The following is a 24,561-nucleotide window of genomic DNA, read 5'->3' as shown; positions in this document are numbered from 1 at the left end:
AGGGGGCGATCATCCCCCAGCCAGCCAGAGATTCATCAGGTAAATCATGCCCGGAATGGTCAGTAGCGCAGCGGCCGTCGAGCAAATGGTTACAAACGCCCCCATCTCTTCGTCCGCTGAATACTTGGCAAACAAAATCGACGAAAGGGTCAACGTGGGCATGGCAGACTGTATGAGCAGTGTCTGTAAAACCAAGCGGTCCACGGATAATCCGATACCGATCAAGACGGCAAACACAGGCAACAACACAAGCTTGACGGTCACCGGCAACCAGAGCGTATTCCGGGATCCGGCAAGCCGGCCGGCAGACCGCTGTTGAAACAGACTCATGATCATGATGCCGATGTAAAACATGGCGAGCGGCGCGGCAATGGCCGCGAGCCGGTCGAACAGATCTGTGAGCAGAAAAGGCGGCCGGAGATTAAAGAAAGCGAGGGTCAGCCCGATGACGATGCTCAAGATCGGAACGTTCAGCATCGTCCGGAGCATGCCGAGGCCAACCTGCTTTTCCTTCTGCAGCAATAAGGCACCGACCGTCCAGATGGTGAAATCGACACCCGCATCAAACATGGCTGCGTACAGCGCCCCTTCAGGCCCAAGCAGCACTGCACACAACGGTATGCCGATAAAACCGGTATTGCCGAGACCCGACAAAATGGCCAATTCCCTTGCCCGGTCCAACTTTTTATGAAAAAGGATGGCGAACAGATAACCCAGCCCGATGCCCGCCAGGTTGATCGCGATCGATACCAGAAATACGAAAATGATTTTCCCGAACAGTTCCCCTTCAATGTCCACCTGAAAAATGCTCGACAGGATGATACAGGGCATGCCGACATTCGTGATCAAGCTGATGAAAGCATTCCTCGTGTCTTCATTAAAGTTAAACGTCCTGCTCAGAATCACTCCGATTCCGATCATTAAGGTGATGACGCCAATTGAGTGGAAGACGAGGCTCATGGTCACCTTGCATTCCTCCTCATCATCAAGCACCGCGAATGATGCGCGGTGCCGGATTTATCATGCAGGCAAAGGTCAGACCGACTTTTGAACGGCGAGGTTCACGGATCCCCCTGGGTTCTCTTCCAGCCCCGTCTGCTCTTCTGCACCCGCTTTTTTGATGCCGATTCCGGTGAATGCCAGCAGCATGGCAAAGACAATGCACAAGTAGCAGGAGATCGCCCACATCCAGTAGTCGCCCGGCCCGACACCGAGCACTTCAAGATAGAAGATTCCGGAGACGCCCCAAGGCACAAATGGCAAAATCATCGTGCCCGAGTCTTCCAATGTCCTGGATAGGTTCAACCTGCTGAGCCCCATCTTTGTATACGCATCCTTGAACAGGGTGCCGATCATGATGATCGATATGGATGCGACACCGGCAGTGAATACGAGTGCAAGGCTGCCCGCAATGGTTGCGCCGATCAGTTGCCACGTTTTTTCGACCTTGCCCAAGAACGCCTCAAGAATCACATCGAGGCAACCGGACACCTCCATAATACCGGCGAACGTATAGCCGCATATGATGGTGACGGCAATCGTGGTCATGGAGAAAATGCCGCCGCGGACGAGTAGGTTGGTCACCGTATCAGAAATGGTTGCCGGATCGAAGCCTGACGCCTGGACCATCGACAATGTAAACCCATTCACCATGGACTGCATGCCGTCCACAAGGCTGAATCCGTTCGAAAACACTCCGACGATGACCGCCACAACTGCCGAAAGCAGCATGATCGGTACGGTCGGTTTCCGTTTCAGTGCTCCCCAGATGATGATGATGAACGGCAGACACATGAAGAGATTCCAATCAAAGATACTGTCCAGCTGGACCAAAATAGCCTGCACTGCTGATGCATCGGCCTCTTGTCCGCCGTACAACTTCATTCCCACCACCAGATAGACGATGATCCCCACGAGTGACGCCGGAATCGTCGTGTAGAACATATGACGGATATGGTCAAACAAGTTCACACGACACACAAGCGGCGCCAGATTGGTCGTGTCCGACAAAGGGGACATTTTATCACCGAATACTCCGCCGGCAATCACGGCCCCGGCCGCCATGCCGAGCGGGATATCAAGCTGGGCTGCAACCCCCATCAGCGCAACGCCTGCCGTGGCTGTCGACCCCCATGCTGTCCCGGTAGCCGTTGAGACGACCGCTACAATGATGAACGCGGTCACCAGGAAATACGCTGGATTGATGACCTTCAGGCCAAAGTAGATCAGCATCGGCACGGTTCCCGCGAAAATCCAGCTGCCGATGACAATCCCGACTGCAAAGAGTATGAAGACCGCAGGCATCACATTGCCGAGCCGGACAGCAATTCCCCGCTCCATCTCATCCCAGCTGAGCCCCACCCTCCAGCCGATAAACGCCGCATAGGCCGCAGAAACCAAAAGCAAAATCTGGATGCCGATGCCAAAGACACCAAACCCTACGCCAATGACAACCCCCATCACGAGCAAACAGGAAACCGCTTCCCAAATGGTCGGTCTGCGTTTTGTACGCATCATTCCCCACTCCCCTCTCTTAAACCGCCGAAATCATCTCGTTGACTGTGAGTCCGTCAAACCCGAGCTTTTTAAGCGTGAGCCCTTCTTCGTAGAAATTGCGTTTCAGCAACGTTCCGCCTAATGTGATGACAGCATCGATATTCGGAGTCGGGACGCCTGCCGCCTTACCGAGATCCGACCACAGCACCAGGCCGCTCGAAATGTCCTCAGTAAAGTACCGGCCTTGGACACTGACAGGACCTTTGATCTGTGTGAACACTTCACTTTTGTTAAAGAGTGTCTGCAAGTCTTCCTGGTCATTATCAAAGTAGCCCCGGTTGTACCTGGCTTCCACTGCGCCTTCAACCCGGAGCCCGAACGCTTTTCCGAGGGCCAGCCGCTCCTGTTCGATGGCGCGGAGCACGTTTACCGTATGCTCTGTGATGCCTTCACGGTAAAGCCAGAACTCTCCCCCCGAAAAGTCGATCCGTCCGGCATTCAATAGGCTTGGACCGGGGTGGACTTCCGGGTTCCCGTTCTCCAACGTGGTCTGCCAGATATTGTCCGCAGGGACCAAGCAGTCATACAGTTGGGCACAGATATCGAGCAACGCGCCTGTGTCCTCTGCCGGATAAGCAGAAAAGAAGAGCTTTTTAACCCGGAGTGACATCTCTGCGATTGCTTCCTCAGGAAATGCCCGGGTTCCGTATGTAAGAGAGTTCGTCTCGGCGATCTTCAAAGGGGTATCAATCCCCATTTCCCGTGCGCGTTTGACGAATCGGACACAGCCCATCGCTGCCGCCCCATTCAGAAACACAACCTGCTCCCCGGTCAATAACGGGGCCAGCAGTTCGGCGAACGACTCAATCGCAAACCCCGGAACCGTCAGCATGACGACCTCCGCTCCGGTTACCGCCTCTTCCAGATTGGTCGTCACGACAGGAATCGGATGGAACGACTCTCCCTCAGGTGTCTTTAGAAGGACGCCGCCTTTTTCTAAAATCCCTTCCAGATTAGCGGCGAATGAAGGCGTTTCATACAACCTGACATCAAAGCCCCTGCCTGCCAAATCCCCCGCTGCGGTAATGCCCCCGTTGCCCGCTCCCAAAATCGCAACCGTTTTCACATTCATCCTGAACGCCCCTTATTAATTTGACTTGAACAATTTTTCTTAATATTATAGGAGCTTGGATAACATGTAAAATATATAATTAAACTAGTGGCTATACATTTTGTATATGGAAGGGGGGGCTGGATGATGGACTTGGAAAAAGTTCGTTATTTTATCCGCGTTGTCGAGGAAGGTTCGGTTTCCAGAGCAGCAGCATCGCTGAATATGACCCAACCGCCCCTCAGCATCGCGATCCGAAAGCTGGAAGAAGAACTTGGGACCCCACTGTTCACAAGACAAGGAAACCGCCTGTTTTTGAACGAGACCGGCCAATACTTCTACAAGCGCAGCAAAGAGCTTCTCTTTTCGGCGGATTCCCTTCGGACAGAGATGAGGGAGCGGGGATTGGGCATACGAGGAGAAGTGACCGTCGGCTGCTCGACTATAGCTAACCTGACCATCATCCCGGAAGTCGTAAAACGGCTGCAGGAGCAGGATTATCAAATTACGGTACGGGTGATGGAAGGGAACACCGCCTATATCCTAGACCAGCTCAGGCAGCACCGGATGGACATCGGGCTGATCGGCAATACATTCGACAAAGCTGACCTGAACCTGACCGCCCTTCTGACCGGTCCGGTCTATGCAGCCCTTCCGCCCGGCCACCCGCTCAGCGACAGGGACAAGGTCACCCTGGACGACTTGCGGCACGACGATTTCCTCATGCCTTATACGTCAATCGGACTCGGAATCGCAGACTATATCTTAGAGGAATGCAGCGAGCAGGGGTTCGAACCATCCATCCTCTATTGGGGGGCCGAAACCCTTCCAATGCTTGAAATGGTCAAAAAAGGCCTGGGCGTCGCTTTCGTCCCCGCCCTCCTGCTCCACATCCATGGCCTCGACCTCCCCCCGCTGGCGCGGATCGACAGCCCGACCGTCAGTTCAAAGCTAAACTTGGTGACCCTAAAAAACGGCGCCAAACAGGAAGCGGGCAAGCGGTTCCTGGAAGTCACCGAAGAAGTGATTGCCGAACTGAAGGAAAGCACACCACCGGTCATTTACCGGTGACTGATTGGGTACGGGGTGACTAGTTTTCAAATGATTATCATCATTCAGCTGGGTTGTCTAAAACAGAGGTACCACTAGTTCGTAGGTATAAAGTCCTCCTCAACAATTAAAAAAGCAAGCTGCGGAGACTCCAGCTCCGCGGCTTACTTCTTTAGCAGTTCAACTCAACCTCAATGATCCCCATTCGTACTCACCACCAGCAACACTACCGGCTTGTCCGTCTCGTTATACCACGTGTGCTCTTTCGTCGAGTCGATGTGAAGGGATTCATGCGGATACAGGGTTTCTTCGTGCCCTTCAAGCATCACTTTCAGCTCCCCCTCCAGCACATAGACAAACTCCTCACCTTGGTGGGAATAGGGGGCGGTATGGGATTCGCCTGCCTTTAGTTCAATTCTGGCGGGGGTGAATTGGGGTTGGTCAAGATCTCCCATCAGACTCGTGTACGTAAAGTTCGGTTGGTCAGCGCTTTTCTTCAGTGTTCTCTTTTTAATGGGAGAGTCTTTCTCGGGTTCAAAGAAGAAATTGACACTTACACCGAGGGCTTCGGCGATTTTGCGGGCGGAGGGAGGTAAACGTGATGGTGCTGATTCCGCGTTCGACTTGCGACAGGAAGCTCACCGATAATCCGCTTCGGTCACTTAGTTCCCGCAAAGTCATTTTTCTTTCTTTGCGAAGCCGCTTGAATTCTTCCCCGATCTGGTTATCCATGACTCCTCACTCCCGATTCATAGTACTTCTTTTAAAACTATTCTATCATCACGTTTCTGAATTTTGTCCTCATGCAAATCCCGGAGTGCATGTACACTCCGGGATTCCACTTCTTATTGAGTAACCGTTAGTTCACCAAGCTCCTGCATGCGCTTCATCAGTGTTTCTTCTTCCTCGCTGGTGAGACCTTGCCGCGGTTTACGTGGCGGTCCTCCGGCAAGTCCCTTAAGTTCCATGGCGCGCTTTGCGACTTGTACATATTTGCCCGAACCCTCAAGGAAGTTACAGAGCGGCAACAATCGGTCATAGACTTCCCATGCCCTGTCCAGATTCCCCGCTTCAAAGGCGTCGAATAACTCTTTGGCTGTTCGGGGAGCGATGTTGCCGGCCACGGAAATCCAGCCGACCGCTCCAACTAAGAAGGATTCCAGCACCATATCGTCCGCTCCGCAGAACGTCTTGATGAACCCTTTGCCCTCCCGTGAAATATCCCGGACTTTCCGGATTTCCCCGCTTGATTCTTTAATATGAGTAATGTTGCTCACCTCTCTTCCGACCTGAAGAATGGTTTCAACAGAGATGTCCACCCCACTCGTAAACGGATTGTTGTAAATCATGACCGGGAAGGAGACTGCTTCAGCAACTGCCCTGAAATGTTCGTAGATTTCTTCTTCTTTCGGATGGGCATAGTAAGAGTTGATCAGCAATGCACCGTCCGCACCCGCTTCTTCAGCCTGGCGGGTGTATTCAATCGCATCAGCCGTTGTTTCAGCCGCTGTACCGACAATCAGCGGCAGGCGACCATTCACTTGCTTGACTGCAACTTCAACTGCCTTAAACCGCTCTTCCTTCGTCAAACTGACAAACTCTCCTGTACTGCCGTTGATGGCAAGGCCATCAACCCCCTCACCGATGTAATACTCGATGTTCTCTGCAAAGCCTTCCCAGTTAATGCTTTCATCCTCGTTCATGGGTGTAACAAGCACCGGATAGACTCCCTTGAATTCATTCATATCCAAAACCTCCATTTAAATTATTTACTTAGTAATTCAGGCAGCCATGTTGCCAGCTGCGGGAATGCGATCAGCAGAATGGCCGCAATCAACTGAATAATGATGAACGGCACGGTTGCCCGATAGATTTTGCCGATGCTGACTTTCTCGCCAACCGCACTCTTCAGGTAGAAGATGGCAAATCCGAACGGTGGCGTCAGGAATGCCATTTGCAGAACGACCATGAAAATAATTGCCCACCAGAGCGGATCGAATCCGGCATTGACGACGACCGGTGTGATGATCGGTGTGGCGAGCATGATAAGCGCCATTGTTTCCAGGAACATCCCAAGCATGATGATAAAAGCCAGAGCGAAGAAGAGAATCCCCCATTTGCCCCCTGGTGCATTGGCTGCCATCTCGGAAACAAATTGATTGCCCCCTACTCCGGAGAAGACCGCGCTGAACACTGCTGCACCAATCAGAATCCAGCCGACCATCCCCGTCATCTTCATGGATTCATAGATGGATTCTTTCATCTTCGTCCAGTTCAGCCGCCTGGAGATGACACCAATGATGACCGTTCCCAGCACGCCTACTGCCGCTCCTTCGGTCGGAGTTGCTGCCCCTGTGAAAATGGAACCGAGCACGAGGATGATAAGGAGCATCGGCAAGAGGATGGATCTCAGCGAAGCAAACTTTTCCTCGGTTGTCGCGCGGTCCTCTTTGGCAAGAGCCGGTGCCACCTCGTCTTTCCGGTAGGCCTGAAAAAGAATATACGCAATAAACAGCAGGATCAGCAGAATTCCGGAACTGAGACCGCCTGCGAACAAACTGGATACCGAAACACCTGTGATGGCACCGTAAACGACCATGTTCAGACTCGGAGGAATCAGCTGGCCGAGTGTTCCGCCGGCCATGATCGACCCGAGGCTCAGTGTCTCGTTGTATCTGTATCGCATCATCTGAGGAAGCGCGATCAGGCCGAGCCCGATTACACCGGCCGCCACGACGCCGGAGATGGCACCAATGACGGCTCCGACGACGATGGCTGTGATGGCAAGCCCGCCGCGCAAACCTCCAGACCATTTATACACAGCGTCAAAAAGCTCTGAAATAATATTCGTCTTCTCAAGCAGCACGGACATGAGGATGAACAGCGGAATAGCAATGAGCGTGAAATTGTTCATGATTCCCCATGTGGCACTGGTAAGCAGTGCCGTACTGTCGATTCCCCACATCATCAGTGCAAACAAGATTCCGGTTGAAGCCAAGGCAAAAGAAATCGGAACACCAAGGAACAAAAGCAATAGCAGCAGAACGAACATGGCAATCGGCGCGTATTCGAAAATGATCAACATCTTGCATCCCCTCCGCGCCAGACTTTATAGATCTCCACCCACGCCTGAAGCCAGAGCAGCAGGCCCCCGATGGGGATAAACCATTTAAACCACCAGATTTGAGGGTTAAATGAACTCTGATGAGAGGACCGTTCCATGATTTTCGTCGATTCAATCGCCGCATCCAACCCTTTGAACACCAAGAATGCGCTTACAAACAGGACAATCAAAAGCCCGAACGTGATCAAAATCCGCCTCCATTGCTCAGATACATACTTTTGGATGATATCGACAGCAATATGCCCCTTGATCCGCAACGTATCTGCTCCTGAAAGCAAAATCATCATCCCGAACAGGAAAATCGGAACTTCAAATCCCCAATCAGGGGCATTTGAGAAGAATCTCCGCAGAATGACGGTGTAGACGATGACCAATGTCAACGGGATCATCAAGAACCCGGCCAGTTTTCCCATAAACGCTGATAAAGTCTCGATGCCTCTTACTATTCCGTTCATCCGATCACCGCCTTATTCCCCATAGCCCAAGATCTTCGCTTCTTCCGTGTATCCCAACTCCGCCAGAACCTCCGCATACTCTTCAACATACTCCCTGCTCAGATCACTTTTTTCCTTATAATCATTAAGCAGTTCAAAACCGAGACGGCGCATTTCCTCGACATCTTCTTCGGGAAGCTGAATGAACTCGATATCCGAGTTTTCCTCCCACTCTTTCATGGCCTTCCGACTTTCCACCCCGTAGGCAATCGCCGATTCGTACCGCACTTTGTCACGGGCGACATACAGCGCAGCCTTCAAGTCATCCGGCAATTCATCCCATGCCTTCGGGTTGACAATCAATTCTTTGTCCGTACTCGGGCCAACATGCAGTGCCGGATCTACCACATACTTCGTGACTTCATCCAGCCCCATTTCTCCATTGACGAGATAGTCATTGAATTCTGCCGCGTCAACCGTGCCGAGTTGCAGACCCGTATAGATTTCCGGCGCTGACAACGAAATGGCAGAGGCACCGAGCTTTCCATAGTATAAGCTCGCAACGCCTGCAGCCCGGATGTTTTTCCCTTTGAAATCCTCGAGAGACCGGATAGGCACCTTGGAGATGAGAATTTCTTCCGGGGCATAGTCAAAAGCACCCAAGTTTTTGATGCCGTGCTTCTCATAAGCCTGGTCAATGATCGGCTGAAGCCGATCGGAACGATAGAAGTGTTCATCGAAACTCGCAATCGGGTCTCCGGGAATGGTGCCTCCTCCAAGTGCGAACACCGGGTCCTTTCCTGTCCAGAACCCTGTGTAAATAGCCGCCAGTTCTACAACGCCGTTCTTCACCATATCGAACGTCTCGTCATTCGGAAAAAGGACATTGGCACCGAACGGTTCAATGACCAGTCGCCCCCCTGTAATCTCATCCACCGCTTTGACGAACGGGACAACCGTTCCTTCATATCTTGCTGTGCCCGGAATCTGGTGAGTGACCATCCTCCACTTGTAAACTCTCGCTTCCCCCTCCGGAATCGTCTGCGAGGATTGACACGCACTCAAAAACAACATAACCACCAAAAACAGAAGTCCCCCTACCTTCTTTTTCATCAAACATTCCCCTTTTGATTTTTTAGTCGGAATTTTCAACCCCTATTAGACTGAGTATTATTTCACAATGAAAGTAAAGTCAATGATTAATTTCACTGATAGTGAAATTAATTTTCTCTCTCAAAATTTGAACGGGCAGAAGGAACTGATTACGTCCTTGGGGGAGAAGGTTTCAGTGAATGGATGGGTTTGAGTGAAAATGTGAATCGCCCCTATGCGGCGTTGGCTGCATAGGGGCGATTCTCTCAGCAAGTGTTTCAGTAAATAGTTATAGTCCTCATAAATCAATGCGGTCGTTTTAATTTGCTTCTTCAAATTAATACAGTTACTGTTCAATGCATTCTTCTCAAAGTGTGACAATCACCAGTAAAAGTTGAAAGAATGCCCGAAATCCGTATGATTCTCCGCATTACTCCAATCGAATACATAGATGGTAATTTCCTCTCATTCAGCCGTTCATTCTTCCTTACCACCCTCCCTTAATTTCCACTCTCCTCTTCTGCTGAAAACTAATAAACCGTTTGAGAGCAAGGATATAATCTACTTTGGACTTAGGATATTCTCTTATAATTGCCGCTTCCATCTCAGGAGAAAATTCATTTTCTCCATTGTATATTCCTCTATTTAACATGCCATTTATGCGCCCGACAGCGTCTTTTGCGGATGACTCGCCAAGTGAATACTCATTCCTCAAGAACTTGATAAATCGTTCACTTTCTTCTTGATCAAACAAAACCTCTACCTGACGCTTGTCAGGCGAGAAGATCCGCATCAGTTTATTTTTTTCAGATCCTTCTACTTTGACCGTCTGATCTTCTTGAACCCACATGCATATGAATCCAAGCTGTTCAACCATGCGCCCTACCCGCAAATACTCCTTTCGGATGCGACTGATGTCTGGATTAGCCAGTACGAAGACATTGTGATCCCCTTTGTTTTGTTGCGCATACCTCATCAAGGTATGAATCTGCATAGCGAGATGTGTGACAATCTGGCTGTTATCAAATACTTCATTAGGTTCAGCGCCAATCTTCTGCGATCCTTTCGATTCTACAAATACATTAATACCCCCTTTTACTGCTTTAACATCTACGCCTGGTTGCTTCTCTTTTAAAAGTGCATCGCAATTAAAACCTTTGCTTAAAAGGAAATCAGCAACCGCCTTTTTTACAGTGTCTTTATCCATTACAAAGGGATCAGGGTTTTTCATTAGGCTGAGCTTAGTAGGCATAAATCACCCTCCATATCTGCCTTCATTTGGCAGTTTAGTGTTAATAATATACTAACAGAAAAGTTAGGTAAAATCCTTATAATATCAGACGACTCCTAGTTAGCCCGTACGGACGTCAAGGTACTAAAAGAGGCTATGCATATGGAGATCCAGCACCAAGCAGTAACATACCACTCAATCGAGGTAACCACTCACTCCCGAGAGGTAACCACTCATCAGCCACCCGTGGGTATCCCCCGAATTTGAAAAAGCAGCCCTCGGCTGCTTTTTCTCCATCTCCACTATTCAAAACACAAACAAATGCGCAATCAGCACAATGATCGGCAACGTAATCACCGTGCGCTGGATAAAGATGACGACGAGTTCCAGAAAACTGACCGGGATGTTGGAGCGCAGGATGAGGATCCCGATTTCCGACATGTAGATCAGCTGTGTCAGGGACAGGGTGCCGACGACGAACCTGGTGAGCTCGCTTTCGATGCCGCTGCCGATGACGGATGGGAGGAACATGTCGGCGAAGCCGACGAGCATGGTCGGTGCGGCTTCGGCTGCTTCAGGCAGTCCCATCCACGTCAGGACCGGGACGAGCGGGTACGAGATCCATTTGAAGATCGGAGTGTATTCCGCGACGATCAGTGCGAGGGCGCCGAGGCTCATGACGAGCGGGATGAGCCCGAGCCAGATGTCGAGGACGGTGCCGACGCCTTCTTTGACGAGGCCTTTTGCGCTTTTTGTTTTTTCGGCTTTCGCAAGAGCGAGTTTCCAGCCCCAGCTCACAGCGGTTTCGCCGTCAGGGATCATTTCGTCGTTTTCCTGCCGCGCGCTGCCGTCATAGTAGGTGTCGGCTTTCCGCGAGAGTGGCGGGATGCGCGGCATGATGATGGCGGCGGCGATGCTGGCGACGCTGATGGTCAGGTAAAACGGGATAAACAGGTGGCCGAGTCCGATCACTTTGGCGACGACCAGGGAAAACGCAACGGATGCGATTGAGAACGTCGTTGCGATCACTGCCGCTTCCCGGCCCGTGTAGTTCCCTTCGTCATACTGTTTCATCGTGATGACGACTCCGACCGGCGCTGCGCCCATCCATGAGGCGAGTGTGTCAATCGAGGAGCGGCCCGGCAATGTGAAGATCGGTCGCATGAACCGCGTCAATAGCGCCCCGAAAAACTCCATCAGTCCAAACTCGACCAATAGCGGCAGCATCACACCCGCGAACAGGAACCACGTAAGCAGCACCGGCGCCAGGTCGAACAGGACGACGCCCCCTGTCGCACGGGAAGAAATAAACGCCGGGCCGACTTCAAAGTATGCCATGACCCCGACGGCAAATCCGAACAGCCGTGTAATGACCCCGAACGGCCCGACGACGAACAGGTTTCGCAGAAACGGCCGGTCCATCACGAACGCCGGCTTGGCCAGTACCGCAACGAGCGTCATCGCCGCGGTGAATCCGAGCATCCCGAGAAGAAACGCCGGAATCCACTCGTTCCCCCAGCCCAATAGGCCGGATGCCATGACCCCGATTCCGATCGTGATTTCCCCGTTCCACTTGATCGGCACGAGGAACAATAGCACCCCGATCAATGACGGAATCAGAAACTTCCAGGCGGCCCCTTTTGAAACCACTTGCTCCCCCTTGATGACAGTCATCATTTCTCCCCCTTTTCCCGTGTCAGTTTCCGCGTTCCCGGAGCGCTTCTTCAAGCACCCTGAGCCCGTCATCGATTTGTTCTTTTGTCACCGTAAGCGGCGGGATCATCCGGATGACTTCGCCGGAGTTGCCGCACAGATAAAACAGGACGCCCTTTTCCAGGCAGCGGTCCAGCACGTCCATGACGGCCGCTCCGTCCGGCTCGTCCGTCTTGGGATCACAGAGTTCGATCCCGATCATGAGCCCGAGCCCGCGGACATCGCGGATCACCGGATAACGTTCCTGCATCTCCCGAAGACGCTCCATCGCATACACCCCGACCTCCCGGGTGTTCTCAAGCAACCGCTCTTCTTTCATTACTTCGAGCGATGCGAGCGCCGCGGAGCAGGCGATCGGGTTTCCGCCGAACGTCGTGCCGTGCGAGCCGAGCGGCCACTGGTCCATCAGTTCTTTGGATGCGACGGTCGCGCTCAATGGCAGCCCCGCCGCGATTCCCTTCGCGATCGCCATGATGTCCGGCGTCACGCCGAACGTCTGCGCCGCGAACCACTCACCCGTCCGGCCGAATCCGGTCTGGACCTCGTCGAAGATCAGCAAAATCCCGTGCCGGTCACAGATCTCGCGGATCTTCCGCAGCCACGCCTTCGGAGGGATGATATAGCCGCCCTCGCCCATGACCGGCTCGATGATCATGCACGCCACCTCCGACGGGTCCACCTGATGGCTGAACAGCCGGCGGGCATCCTTTTCGAGCTTTTCCGGGAAGAACACGTCCGGGTCCGCCCCTTCCGGCAGATCTTCCGGCAGGGCATACGGCAGCTGATACGTCAGCCAGGACGGCTGCTGGTGTTTGCGGTATTTGCTTTTCGATGTCGTTACACTGAGCGCGCCGATCGACCGGCCATGGAAACAGCCGGTGAACGACACCGCATACGGGCGCTTCGTCACATGCTTCGCAAGCTTCAATGCCCCCTCGATCGCCTCCGTCCCGCTGTTCGCGAAAAAGAAGTTATCGAGCTTCGGAGGAAGCACTTGCTGGAGTTCATGCGCCAGCTTCAGGATGGACTCATAGATGATCACACCGGACGGCCCGTGGACAAGATGGTCCGCGCTGTCCTTGATCGCCTGCACGACCTTCGGATGCCGGTGCCCCACATTCTCCACCGCGATCCCGGACGTAAAGTCCAAGTACTTCTTGCCGTCGGTGCCATAGTAATAGCATCCTTCCGCCTTCACCACCGGCAAGTTCGGATGGTCCTTCGCCATGCTCGGGGCAAGGAAATTGCCGATGTTCGCGACCATTTCGGTCCACTCCGGCTGTGTCTGTTGTGTTGTCGTTTCCAGTTGCTTCGTCATGATGCATTCATCCCTTCATCTGTCTTTCCCCGCCAACCCGGCGAGTGGTTACCCCGGCGTCCCGAGTGGTTACCTAGCCTCCACACCAGAAGCCGTCGCCCGCTTAATCTTCTTTGTACTTCTTCAACTTCCAAATAAGCGATGCACTCGGATGAGTTTGGATGCACTCGTCCCAAACTTCGAAGCACTCGCGAGGAGTTTCGAAGCACTCGACCACGATTTCGAAGCACTCACTTCATCCGCCGGCGAGTGGTTACCCCGGCGTCCCGAGTGGTTACCTTGCCTCCGCACCAGAAGCCGGCACCCGCTTAATCCTCTTCGCACTTCTTCAGCTTCCAAATAAGCATGCACTCGGGAAGAGTTTGGATGCACTCGTCCCAAACTTCGAAGCACTCGCGAGGAGTTTCGAAGCACTCGCCCACGATCCCGAAGCACTCACTTTATCCGCCGGCGAGTGGTTACCTTGCCTCCGCACCAGAAGCCGTCGCCCGCTCAATCTTCTTCATACTTCTTCAGTTTCCGGACAACCGACGGCTGGCTGATGCCGAGTTGCTTGGCCATCTCGGTCGTCGTCTTGTAGCGCTGCTTCGCCAGCTTCAGCACGCGCTTTTCAACGCTTTCCAATATCAGCGGCAACGGCCGTCCGTCCACCCCGATATCGGAAAGTGAGCTTCCGGCGGCCACCCGGTACTCCATCGGCAAATCGTCCACGCCGAGCACCGGCTCCCTGCTCCCGATGACCAGCCGCTCCATCACATTGCGCAGTTCATCGATATTCCCCGGCCACGGACATTCCATCAAGTAATCGAACAGCGGCTGGGACAGCTCCCGCGGCTTCCCGTGGCGCTCGCAGAATTCATCCAGCAACCGGGGAATCAGCGCCGCCAGATCTTCTTTCCGTTCCATGAGCGGCCGGAGCTCGATCGGCACAAGGTGAATCAGATAAAACAGCTCCCGGCTAAACGTCCCGTCCTGTACCGCATCGGACAACTCGCCTTCCGCGGAGGCGATGATCCGCACGTCGAACGGAACGTCCACCCCTTCCGGCGACGGATACCGCTTTTCTTTCAGCCAGCCGGCCAGCCGGTTCTGGAGATGCGGCGACAGCCGGTCGATGCCTTCAAGATACAAGGTGCCGCCTTCCGCAACCTGCAGCATCCCGATCTTTTCGTCCGCCTCACCTGCCAGCTCCCGCTCAAACAGCGCTTCGGGGACCGTCCGGCAATCAAGCGTCAAAAACGCCCCTTCACTGCGGCCGCTATTCCCGTGAATCTCACGCGCAAGCGTCGCCTTGCCGGTCCCGTGCTCGCCGTACAGGAGAATCGGCACATCCAGCTCCGCCGCTTCCAGCCCTCTCGCGAACGCTTCCGCAGTCGGCCTCGATGCGAGCACCAGCCCTTCCGGAACCGCAGCCTCCCGCCGAAGCAGGGTCAGCTCCTCCTTCATCCGGGCCATCTCCGCCTCCAGCTCGCTCAGGTAGCCCTGGATGACGACCAGCTCTGACCACTCGCACGAATAACTAATGACATACTCGACCTCACCCGCCTCGTCAAACAGCGGAAAACCGAGGATCAGCTCGCGGGTCCCGTTCGGCGTTTCCTGCACAAGCACCACTTTTTTCTTTTCTTTCAAGACGAGCGGCGTGATCGCCGGTACAAATACCTTCTGCCGCTCCAGGTCATACACCGACTGCCCCAGCAGCGACTCCGGCGTCACCCCGTAATGCCGCCCGCTGATCCGTGACGCCTGGACAATCACCCCGTCCCGGTTCGTCACAATCAAATCCTCTTCACTCGAATCGATGATTTCAAATTGCCTATCCGGATTGATGGAAAAGATGGACATGCGGCACCTCCTGCGATGGATTAACAGATAAGTATTCGTAATTGAATAAGACTATACAGAATTGATCAGTTAAATGCAATGAATATTTTGATAGTTTTAATTACACAGAATGACTGATGCAGAAGCATTGAGTTTGCTTCAGTGTTCAGAACTCCTTATACAGCAATGAGTGATTATTCGTTTGTAAATATAATTATACATAAAAATGAATATTGTTACAATGACATTTTACTTACTGGTAGCCAAACAAACGGCCTCCCTATCCAGGTAATCACTTGGGAAACTCACGAATAATGAAGCCGACCAGAAATGTTGAAAGGCATTATCAGGATTCCAATCATGCACTCGATTCCATAGACTGAGAGAAGAATGCGGATCCTCACTGAATGCAATTGATCCATTTGGAGTAGAACAACCCTTTACCAAAACAACTCACCCCACTTCCGCCAGTGGGCAGCAGTGGGGTGCTTCGCTTCTTCTATTACCCAGATGAAATCTCGCACATCCAAAAACGGACGGACAAAGTCGATGGGCGGGGTTAGGAACCACCCGCCTGCTGTTGGTAACCACTCACGTTCTTATTCCATCCTCCTTCGTCCAGGCTGTGAGGACTCCGCGAATGCCTCTCTTGAGTGTGGTCCCTATTTAGCCGGCCAGCCTTTGCTTTCAAGAAAATCATAGCTCAACCCATCCGCCTCATCCGGCCAGTTCTTCTTGGCCGCGAGCATCCTTTGCTCAATGATGGCTCGTTCAGTTTCACTAGGTCCGGTTTTCTCATCCTTCAAATTGCCCGCCTCATCCCATTCGCGGAACCGGACGGAGACACCATGGATGTACTCTCCGAGAAAGACGAGGCGGCCCTGCTGATTCCATTGCCGGGACCAGCCGTGGCCCGTGCCGTGGAAGATCGTAGCCTTATTTTTGATTTGCCCGTTGGGGTGAATGAAAACGGAGATGCCGTGTGGCAGTCCGTCTTCATACGTTCCATAATACAGAACGGTTTGACCGTCCTCTCCCAATTCGTAGGCAAGCCCGGTGAAGGGCGTCGGACCCCCGGAACCTTCCATCGGTTTCAGTACCAAATCATCCTGCCAATTCTCTTCAAGATTTTCGAGATTCTCTCCATTGTTCAAAACATACGCCAAATCGAGTTCGTTCGATTTCATTTTCATTGGGTCTCTCTCCTGGAAAGGTTTCTGTTCTTCTGATTAACCCTCCTATTTTATAGAATATTCAACATGATTTCTAGCCACCGCCAATCGCCCACTGAGTGATGACCAATCCCAGGCGAATGGTTACCCCGCTGAGCGCCCAATGGCCGCCTTCCCAACTGCACGATTCAGAACTCAAATAACCTCCGGAGCAATCCGCTCCGGAGGTCAAATCACCTATGGGAACCCGCGCTCTCCGCCCCCACTAGATGCCCTTGCGTTGTGACACAAACAGACCTCGCCGGGAGGCACACCCGCTTTACGGAGAGTCGACTAACTTCCCCTTCACCGCAAGCCGGTCCTTGCCGGAAACCGTGCAGGTAATGAGGGTCAGTTCATCCACATCCGGTTGATCATCCAGCACTTCCACTGCTGTAGGAGGGATCACTGCGGATTCGGTGATTTCATAAACGAATGTTTGGCCATCCGCATGGAGCATGACTTGCTCCCCGATCGCGACCTCCGACAGGTTGCTGAAGTGCCTGCCGTCCCGCCAGCCTCTGTGTCCGGCGATGGTGAAGTTACCCTGTCCGGGCACTTGACCAGGCTTGATCTGGGTCAGGGCCAGGTTCAGGTTTTCTTCTGTTGTCTCGGGAAGGATATACTGCTCCAGTCCGATTGAAGGGATTTCCAGGCTGAAGGTACCTTCCAAATCCTTTTGGCTGACAGGGAGCTCATCCAAGTTGGCAGGCTCGCCGGTGTCGATCAGTGCGAGCGCCTGTTCCAGCGATTCGGTTCCTTTGGCCTGCTGACGTTCGATGAGGAACGGGTACAGCATCAAGCCGATTCCCGCCAAGAGCAGTATGGCTCCGAGTGCCTTCTTCATGATTTACACCCTCTTTGTCAAAAAACACCGGTTCCCAGAGGGAACGCGGTGAGAAAAATGGTTCAAGTACAATCAAGCTTTTTTCCGGCGGGAGCTGAACAGTGTCCATCCCCCGGCAGCTGCGAGAAGCGCCCCGATGAGGAACAGATACAGGAACTGTTCTTCTCCGGTCTGTGGCAGCTTATCGCCAGTATTCGGCTTATTGTTGTCTTCATTATGGTCTGTCCCGGAGGTTCCCGATTCATTCGGTTCACCCGGTTTGCTCGAATCACCTGGTTTGCCCGGCTCTTCCGGTTCTTCAGGATTAACCGGCGGAAGAACTGGCAACAGCTGATTGCCGAATTCCAGGATCACAGGTTTGCCATCTTCTGAAGGAATGGTGAATACGATCGGTGTCTCATCCAACCGGTATCCTTCAGGTGCTTTGGCTTCTACGAACTGATAGGTGCCGGCTTCCAGGTTTCCTGAGAAGAGTTCTCCCTTTTCATCCGTTACGTAGACAACCGCTTCGCCTTTGTCGTCTTTCACCAGCTGGAAGTTGCCTTCATCGTCCTGCTTGTACAGGTTGAAGTGGGCACCCTCCAGCGGGCGGTCACGGTCCAGGTTGCCTTCATTGTCCGCATGGTACTTCTCTAGGAATGCGCCTGGAATGAGCTCATTCACGATTGGGTCGAGCACTTTTTGTGCGATCTGCTGGTCGTCGATGGTGAAGGTGACCGGCTCTGCAAGCCGTTCATACCCTTTCGGCGCTTCGACTTCCACGAGTCGGTAATCCCCTGGTGTGAGATTGTCCTTCACATCGATCCAACCATCTTCGCCCGACACAAGCTGTTCGTAGCCTTCCACTGCTTTGCCGTCTGTTGTCTGAAGTTCGAAGACTGCACCGGCAAGCGGATTTCCGGATTGATCTACTTTTTGCACTTTAAATGTGCGGATGAGCTTTTCGTTCGTCACGCTGATGAACTTGAATCCGGCGTGATCCCCTTCTGCCTCGACATCGCCTTCGGCAAGCGTGAATTCGATATCTTCATGATCCGCATAGCCATCCGCAGGCTTGAGTTCTTTCAGCGTGTAGTCGCCTTCCGGAAGAGTCTCAATGATCCAGAGACCGGATTTATCGGTTGTACCTGTGAGAAGCGGCTTCTCAAGGTCTTGGCGATCAAAGATCCCGAATTCAACGCCCGGAATCGGGTTGCCGGTTTCAGCATCTGTCTTTTCCACTTTAAGCGGGACGAGCAGCTGATTGCCGAATTCCAGAGTGAACGGTTTACCGTCTTTCGATGGAATGCTGAATCCGATCGGTGTCTTGTCCAGGTGGTAACCCTCTGGCGCTTCAGCTTCGACGAACTGGTAGGTGCCCTTCTCCAGGCCGCCAGTGAAGAGCTCTCCCGTTTCATCCGTTACGTAGACAACCGCTTCGCCCTTGTCGTCTTTCACCAACTGGAAGTTACCTTCACCGTCCTGCTTGTACAGGTTGAAGTGTGCACCCTCCAGCGGGCGATCACGGTCCAGTTTGCCTTCGCTATCCTTATGGAATTTCTTAAGGTACGCGCCCGGAATGACTTCGTTCACGATAGGATCGAGCACTTTCTGTTCGGTTTGCTGGTCGTCGATCGTGAATGGAATCGGTTGTTCAAGTGGCTGGTAGCCTTTCAGTGTCTCAATCTCGACAAGCTGGTAGTTGCCTGGCTTGATGTTCTCATCCACGATGATCCAGCCGTCTTCATCCGACACAAGACGTTCGTAGCCTTCTACAGTCTCGCCATTTTCAGTCTGGAGTTCGAAAGCGACTCCTGGAAGCGGCTTGCCCAACTGATCCACTTTTTGCACTTTGAACGTATGGACCAATTTCTTATTCGTCACGCTGATGAACTTGAATCCGGCGTGATCCCCTTCTGCCTCGACAGCGCCTTCGGCAAGGGTGAATTCGATATCCTCATGATCCGCATAACCATCCGCCGGCTTGAGTTCTCTCAGCGTGTAGTCGCCTTCCGGAAGAGTCTCAATGATCCAGAGACCGGACTCGTCGGTCTTGCCGGTGAGAAGCGGCTTGTCCAAGTCTTCGCGATCATAGATTCCGAATTCAACACCCGGAATCGGGTTGCCGGTTTCAGCGTCTGTCTTTTCCACTTTCAGCGGGACGAGCAGCTGGTTGCCGAATTCAAGTGTGAATGGTTTTCCGTCTTTTGATGGAATGCTGAATCCGATTGGTGTCTTGTCCAGGAGATAGCCCTCAGGCGCCTCGGCTTCAACGAACTGATAGATGCCTTTTTCCAGGCTTCCCGTGAAGAGCTCTCCCTTTTCATCCGTTTCGTAAACAACCGCCTGACCTTCTGCATCTTTCATCAGCTGGAAGTTACCTTCGCTGTCCTGCTTGTACAGGTTAAACTGTGCACCCTCCAGCGGGCGGTCACGGTCTAATTCACCATTTGCGTTCGCGTGGTATTTTTCAAGGAACGCGCCTGGAATCACTTCGTTCACGATTGGATCGAGCACTTTTTGCGCAGTCTGCTGGTCGTCAATCGTGAAAGTGATTGGTTCTGCAAGTGACTGGTAGCCTTTCAGGGCTTCGGTTTCGACAAGCTGATAATTGCCTGGCTTGATGTTCTCATCCAGGATGATCCAGCCGTCTTCATCCGACACCAGACGCTCGTAGCCTTCCACTGTCTCGCCGTTCTCAGTCTGGAGTTCAAAAGCGACCCCGGCAAGCGGATTACCCAGCTGATCCACTTTCTGTACTTTGAACGTATGGACCAGTTTCTTGTTCGTCACGCTGATGAACTTGAATCCGGCCTCGACATCGCCTTCGGCAAGCGTGAATTCGATATCCTCATGATCCGCATAGCCATCTGCAGGCTTGAGTTCTTTCAGCGTGTAGTCGCCTTCCGGCAAAGTTTCAATGATCCAGAGACCGGACTCATCTGTTGTACCGGTGAGAAGCGGTTTCTCAAGGTCTTGGCGATCATAGATTCCGAATTCGACGCCCGGAATCGGGTTGCCGGTTTCAGCGTCTGTCTTTTCCACTTTAAGCGGGACAAGCAGCTGGTTGCCGACTTCAAGGATGATCGGCTGGCCGTTTTCGGCAGGCAACTTGAATGGAATCGGTGTTTCGTCCAGTGCGTAGCCTTCAGGCGCCTTCACTTCAATGAAGGCATATTCGCCTTTCTGCAGGTTGTCGGCATAGAACTCACCGGTTTCATCCGTCACATAAACGACTGCGTTGCCTTCATCATCATTCACCCGCTGAAGGCTTTCTCCATCTTTCTTAAATAGATGGAATTCCGCTCCTTGTAATGGGCGTTTTTGGTCAAGCTTGCCCTCAGGGTTCTGATGATATTTCTTCAATGTTGCGCCCGGGGCGACTTCGTTTTTGATCGGCTCAAGCACTTTTTGTGCGGTCTGCTGATCATCGATCGTAAATTTGACCGGCTTTTCCAGGAGTACATAGCCTTTCGGTGCTTCGATTTCGACGAGCTGGTAGTCGCCCGGCTCGATGCTTTCATGAACCGCGACCCATCCGTCTTTGTCCGAAATCAGGCGCTCGTAGCCTTCCACCGTGGTGCCGTCCGCTGTCTGCAGCTCGAACACTGCACCTTCGAGCGGCTGCTGGTTCTGGTCCACTTTACGGACCTTGAACGAGTGGTTCAGCTTTTCGTTTACTACGGAGACAAGCTGGTATCCTTTGTGTTCTCCCTTGGACTCAACTGAATCGACATGAAGGGTGAATTCAAGATCCGCCGGGTTGGCATAGCCTGGCGCAGGCTTGGTCTCTTTTAACACATACTTGCCGCCGGCAAGCTTGATTCCGATGTCCCAGATTCCATTTTCATCCGTGCTGCCCGAGATGAGCGGGCGGGATGGATGGTTCTGGTTATAAAGCGTGAACGTGACGCCTTCGATCGGTTCTTTCGTCTCTTTGTCCGTCTTGATCACTTTGAACGGAACTTTCACCGTGCTTCCGCCACTGTTGTACCAATAATCTTTGATGGTGCTCTTGTCGCTTCCGCTGGTTGCTTCCGTACCGAAGTAAGAGACGTTGACTTCATTTTTCACGTCAGAACCCGGCTTGCCCAGGAAGATCGTTTCATACTCGATCAGGTAGGCTTCTTCAATCGTTTCGTTGAATTTCAGCGTGAAGGTTCCGGCTTTGATGTTCACCGACAGCGTATATCGGCTCGGATCAACTTCCACTTTTTCCATTTTCGGCTCGCCATTCGCATGCCGGCCGGTCATCTTCATTTCGGAAACTTTGAACGTGTCTTCCAGATACAGCTGATCCGGCTGACCGTCTGCATCTTTGCCGACGGTGTCCGTGATGACAACATCACTGAGCTTCGACTGGCTGTAGTTCAACTTGAAATTCCAGGCAATCCGCTCTGTATTGGAGAGACCCTTTCCGGTTTTCTCGATGACTTTCTCCGTATGCTTCACGGTGACGGTCTTGCTCCATTCACCATGAGGACCTGCATCACTTGAAAGGGATGCCTTGTTCGTAATTTTCACATCCCCGGCTGTTTCCGGATAGACGCCGTCTTTGTCTTTACTTGTGTAGGAAACATGGTAAGCCTGGTCAATGTCGCCAAGAGACAGCTTAATTTTGTGAGGAGCATCTGATTTATTCTCCATCAGAACAGCGCCCCCTGCCAGCTCCAATTGACCATTAGGCAGTACATTTACTGGCTGAACATAAATCTCTCCCACTTCCTGCGATTCCGGAAGCGTATCTTCAAACACTGCATTTTTCAGGTCGTTGAGGTTATAGTTCATGACGACTTCCCAGTGGAAAGTCTTCGTTTCATAATCATACAACCCGGTTTTATACCCGCTGTCCTTTTGTTCCTGCCTGATGTTTACCGTACTGTCTGCCGTCGGGTCGCCCGGCAGGCCACTATCGGTGATTGTGATGACGTTTTTGTAGGTGCGGTTGTTGGCACCGATGTCTTTGATGTCATACTCGGTCGTGTAGGCGATATCCACCACGCCGTTGACCTCTTTCAGGAGTTTGATGTCAAACCCTTTCTTGCCGAGGTTATTGAGCGTGTAGTCGGTGCCCTTTTCGAGCATTTTACCGCCGACTTTGACCACCAATGACTCTTCAATCAGTGTCAGGTTTTCACCCGCAAAACGGTCTTCGAATACAGTGCCTTCCTTCAGGGTGTACCCTGACTGGTTGGCCTGGATCCACCACTCGATCGTCTTATCGGCGTAGTTGGGTCCTTTGTTCCCTTTATTCAGGATGTAATCCTTTTTTCCGAAGCTGACGGAAGCGTCTGCTTTCTTGTCGTTGTCCACACGTGTGACCGTGTTTTTAACCGTCACCGTATCCGTAATAAAGTGGTTTTCTGGCTTTGTCTTGTACTCGATGATATACCCTTCACGGATTGGTTTTTTGAACTTCAATGAGAACCCGCGGCGATCGTCGTTGAGCGTGACGGTGTAGCGGGAGGCATCCACAATTGTTTTGCCGTCGGCTTCGTAGACAACCAGGCTGCCGTCGACAAATTCATGGGCACCTTCGCCCCCTCCGCCGGTAGTCGTCCAGCTGTCGGTCAGCTCCGGATTGGTGATTGGGCGATTGTTCATGTTGTATTGAATCTTCCACGTGGCAGATTGATCCGCCTTGTTGACACTGCCGGACTTGGCGAGTGGCGTGCCGTACTGGACATTGACCGATTCCGTCACTGTCTTGCCATTGGCATCCGCCGTGTTGGCAAATGCTTTTCTTGCCTCATCTCCCGGATCGGTGATTTCTGTTTTGTACATGATCTGGTACGCCTGTTTCGGTGTATTCGGCAAGTTGAACGTCATGCCGGTCTCCGTGAAGTCCGGCTGCACACTTACGGCTTCACCGACAGTTTGGCTTCCATCCGGATGCACATTCAGTTTAAAGACCTTCACCGACTCAGGGACAACCTGATGACCGTCTGTCAACGTGTCTTTGAAGCTGATTTGGTCGGATGAGTCGCCGAGGTTCGTATTCACTTTGACTTCCCAATCGATCGAATCACTGTTCTTGCCGCCATTGTCCGCTGTTCCCTTTTTCTCGATAAACGAGCCGCCCTTTGGCAGGAAGTTCAGCGTAATGGTGTCATTGCCAGGGAGTTGGATTTCTTCCGTCCACTGATTGTCGACGGCAGACAACGTAGCCCCTACTTCAAAAAAGGCATCTTCGACAGGCAGGGCATTGCCCAGACCGTCACGGATTTCTTCATTGAACGTGATCGTCACTTGGTTGCCATCAGCACTGAACGTCCCGATGTCGCCAAGCTTTCCGGAGAGGTTCATCCCGGAAAAAACGGAAGGGAGTTCATAGGTCAGCGTTGAGCCTTTTCCGTAGTTGTGGTCGCTGTCCAGTTTGATCTCGAAGCGGAGGGTTGCCGTATCGCCATCTTTGACGTCTGCAGAGCCGCTCACGGGTTTGCCGTTCAGGGTGAAGAGAATCTGGCTGATGACACTCGGATCCACGACCATGTCCAGATCCGAATTGATTTCCATGACATCCTGTTCGGCTTCTTCCCCGGTTGCATCATCCTCAGTTTCTGGAGTTTCCGGAGTTTCTGAAGCTTTCGGAGTAGAATCTTTCTTTGGTTGAGAAGACTCTTCATCTACTTTACCGGTGCCTGTATCCTCACTGCCGGTGTTTTCCTGCTCAGGCTCAGCAGGCTTGGTGCTTGTTTCTCCAGGTGCCTCCTGGCTTGGCGGGTCCTCTTGCTCACCGCCGGCGGGAGGAGCTTCCACATTCTCCTGCGGACTGTCCGCCTCTGTTCCAGTTCCACCCTCTTCAGCGGTTGCCGGTTCCTCCCCCAAGACTTCGTGGGCAGCATCCGGTTGAATTTCTACAGTTGCGTACGCCGCCGAACCCAATAATGTTTGGCCGACCAATAAGATGATCAGCGCAATCATGGATAACCTCTTTCTCACGCCTTATCCCCCTAATATCTTTTTTGTCGTAATCCCTAATAAAGTGAGTCAGACACCCAAAATGGTTCCATAGACTCAATCGAACTTAAAAATCCTTTTAATACAAAAAACAAACTAGATCAATAGTACCTTACGCATCATAAATATACCAATCTCTCTTGGCTCTAAGCTAATCTTTTTTTCCATTGC

17 protein-coding genes are annotated in these 24,561 nt (G+C 52.4%); 1 reads left to right on the top strand and 16 read right to left on the bottom strand.

Annotated features, from left to right (window positions below):
• Positions 1 to 9: 9 nt before the first annotated feature.
• The 3 genes from BLT01_RS03190 to BLT01_RS03180 form a co-directional block, all read right to left on the bottom strand.
• Positions 10 to 960 carry an AEC family transporter gene (locus BLT01_RS03190; protein ID WP_245696861.1) on the bottom strand — a complete coding sequence of 317 codons (951 nt, stop codon included), beginning with the start codon at positions 958 to 960 and terminating at the stop codon, positions 10 to 12.
• A 75-nt stretch (positions 961 to 1,035) separates the two neighbouring features.
• Positions 1,036 to 2,517: a Na+/H+ antiporter NhaC gene (gene nhaC, locus BLT01_RS03185; protein WP_245696857.1), complete on the bottom strand. Its 1,482-nt coding sequence runs from the start codon at positions 2,515 to 2,517 to the stop codon at positions 1,036 to 1,038.
• 16 nt (positions 2,518 to 2,533) lie between these two features.
• Positions 2,534 to 3,628 carry an NAD/NADP-dependent octopine/nopaline dehydrogenase family protein gene (locus BLT01_RS03180; protein WP_092094490.1) on the bottom strand — a complete coding sequence of 365 codons (1,095 nt, stop codon included), beginning with the start codon at positions 3,626 to 3,628 and terminating at the stop codon, positions 2,534 to 2,536.
• 126 nt (positions 3,629 to 3,754) lie between these two features.
• Between BLT01_RS03180 and BLT01_RS03175 the strand changes: the two genes are divergently transcribed.
• The gene (locus BLT01_RS03175) at positions 3,755 to 4,678 is read left to right on the top strand and encodes a LysR family transcriptional regulator (protein WP_092094553.1); all 924 of its coding nucleotides are present in this window, start codon (positions 3,755 to 3,757) and stop codon (positions 4,676 to 4,678) included.
• Between the two features lie 170 nt (positions 4,679 to 4,848).
• On the opposite strand, the gene BLT01_RS15395 is transcribed toward BLT01_RS03175, so the two are convergent.
• From BLT01_RS15395 to BLT01_RS03115, 13 genes are all read right to left on the bottom strand, one after another.
• Positions 4,849 to 5,112, bottom strand: a complete 264-nt coding sequence (locus BLT01_RS15395; protein ID WP_245696856.1) for a cupin domain-containing protein — start codon at positions 5,110 to 5,112, stop codon at positions 4,849 to 4,851.
• Positions 5,113 to 5,191: 79 nt separating this feature from the next.
• Complete coding sequence (locus BLT01_RS15390) at positions 5,192 to 5,338, bottom strand: helix-turn-helix domain-containing protein (RefSeq protein ID WP_245696860.1); 147 nt, start codon at positions 5,336 to 5,338, stop codon at positions 5,192 to 5,194.
• 164 nt (positions 5,339 to 5,502) lie between these two features.
• Complete coding sequence (dapA, locus tag BLT01_RS03165; RefSeq protein ID WP_092094488.1) at positions 5,503 to 6,402, bottom strand: 4-hydroxy-tetrahydrodipicolinate synthase; 900 nt, start codon at positions 6,400 to 6,402, stop codon at positions 5,503 to 5,505.
• 20 nt (positions 6,403 to 6,422) lie between these two features.
• Positions 6,423 to 7,742 (bottom strand): TRAP transporter large permease, encoded by a 1,320-nt coding sequence (locus tag BLT01_RS03160; RefSeq protein WP_092094486.1) that lies wholly within the window; start codon positions 7,740 to 7,742, stop codon positions 6,423 to 6,425.
• Positions 7,736 to 8,236 (bottom strand): TRAP transporter small permease subunit, encoded by a 501-nt coding sequence (locus BLT01_RS03155; protein ID WP_092094484.1) that lies wholly within the window; start codon positions 8,234 to 8,236, stop codon positions 7,736 to 7,738. Before BLT01_RS03155 ends, BLT01_RS03160 begins: the two co-directional genes overlap by 7 nt.
• A gap of 12 nt (positions 8,237 to 8,248) precedes the next feature.
• A complete protein-coding gene (gene dctP / locus BLT01_RS03150; RefSeq protein WP_092094482.1) occupies positions 8,249 to 9,328 on the bottom strand; it encodes a TRAP transporter substrate-binding protein DctP in 1,080 nt (359 codons plus the stop codon).
• A 466-nt stretch (positions 9,329 to 9,794) separates the two neighbouring features.
• Positions 9,795 to 10,559: a hypothetical protein gene (locus BLT01_RS15385; RefSeq protein ID WP_245696855.1), complete on the bottom strand. Its 765-nt coding sequence runs from the start codon at positions 10,557 to 10,559 to the stop codon at positions 9,795 to 9,797.
• Positions 10,560 to 10,844: 285 nt separating this feature from the next.
• The gene (locus BLT01_RS03140; protein ID WP_092094480.1) at positions 10,845 to 12,212 is read right to left on the bottom strand and encodes a YjiH family protein; all 1,368 of its coding nucleotides are present in this window, start codon (positions 12,210 to 12,212) and stop codon (positions 10,845 to 10,847) included.
• Between the two features lie 22 nt (positions 12,213 to 12,234).
• Complete coding sequence (locus BLT01_RS03135; RefSeq protein WP_092094549.1) at positions 12,235 to 13,515, bottom strand: aspartate aminotransferase family protein; 1,281 nt, start codon at positions 13,513 to 13,515, stop codon at positions 12,235 to 12,237.
• 546 nt (positions 13,516 to 14,061) lie between these two features.
• Positions 14,062 to 15,414: a sigma 54-interacting transcriptional regulator gene (locus tag BLT01_RS03130; protein ID WP_092094478.1), complete on the bottom strand. Its 1,353-nt coding sequence runs from the start codon at positions 15,412 to 15,414 to the stop codon at positions 14,062 to 14,064.
• Positions 15,415 to 16,055: 641 nt separating this feature from the next.
• Positions 16,056 to 16,586 (bottom strand): toxin-antitoxin system YwqK family antitoxin, encoded by a 531-nt coding sequence (locus BLT01_RS03125; RefSeq protein WP_092094476.1) that lies wholly within the window; start codon positions 16,584 to 16,586, stop codon positions 16,056 to 16,058.
• A 298-nt stretch (positions 16,587 to 16,884) separates the two neighbouring features.
• Positions 16,885 to 17,451, bottom strand: coding sequence for a class D sortase (locus BLT01_RS03120; RefSeq protein WP_092094474.1), 567 nt, complete (start codon positions 17,449 to 17,451; stop codon positions 16,885 to 16,887).
• A 72-nt stretch (positions 17,452 to 17,523) separates the two neighbouring features.
• Positions 17,524 to 24,372 (bottom strand): SpaA isopeptide-forming pilin-related protein, encoded by a 6,849-nt coding sequence (locus tag BLT01_RS03115; RefSeq protein WP_143020577.1) that lies wholly within the window; start codon positions 24,370 to 24,372, stop codon positions 17,524 to 17,526.
• Positions 24,373 to 24,561 lie beyond the last annotated feature (189 nt).

Source organism: Bhargavaea beijingensis (assembly GCF_900101985.1).
GTDB lineage: Bacteria > Bacillota > Bacilli > Bacillales_A > Planococcaceae > Bhargavaea > Bhargavaea beijingensis.
Note: the sequence above shows the minus strand (reverse complement) of the source record. Positions and strands in the feature narration are given on the sequence as shown.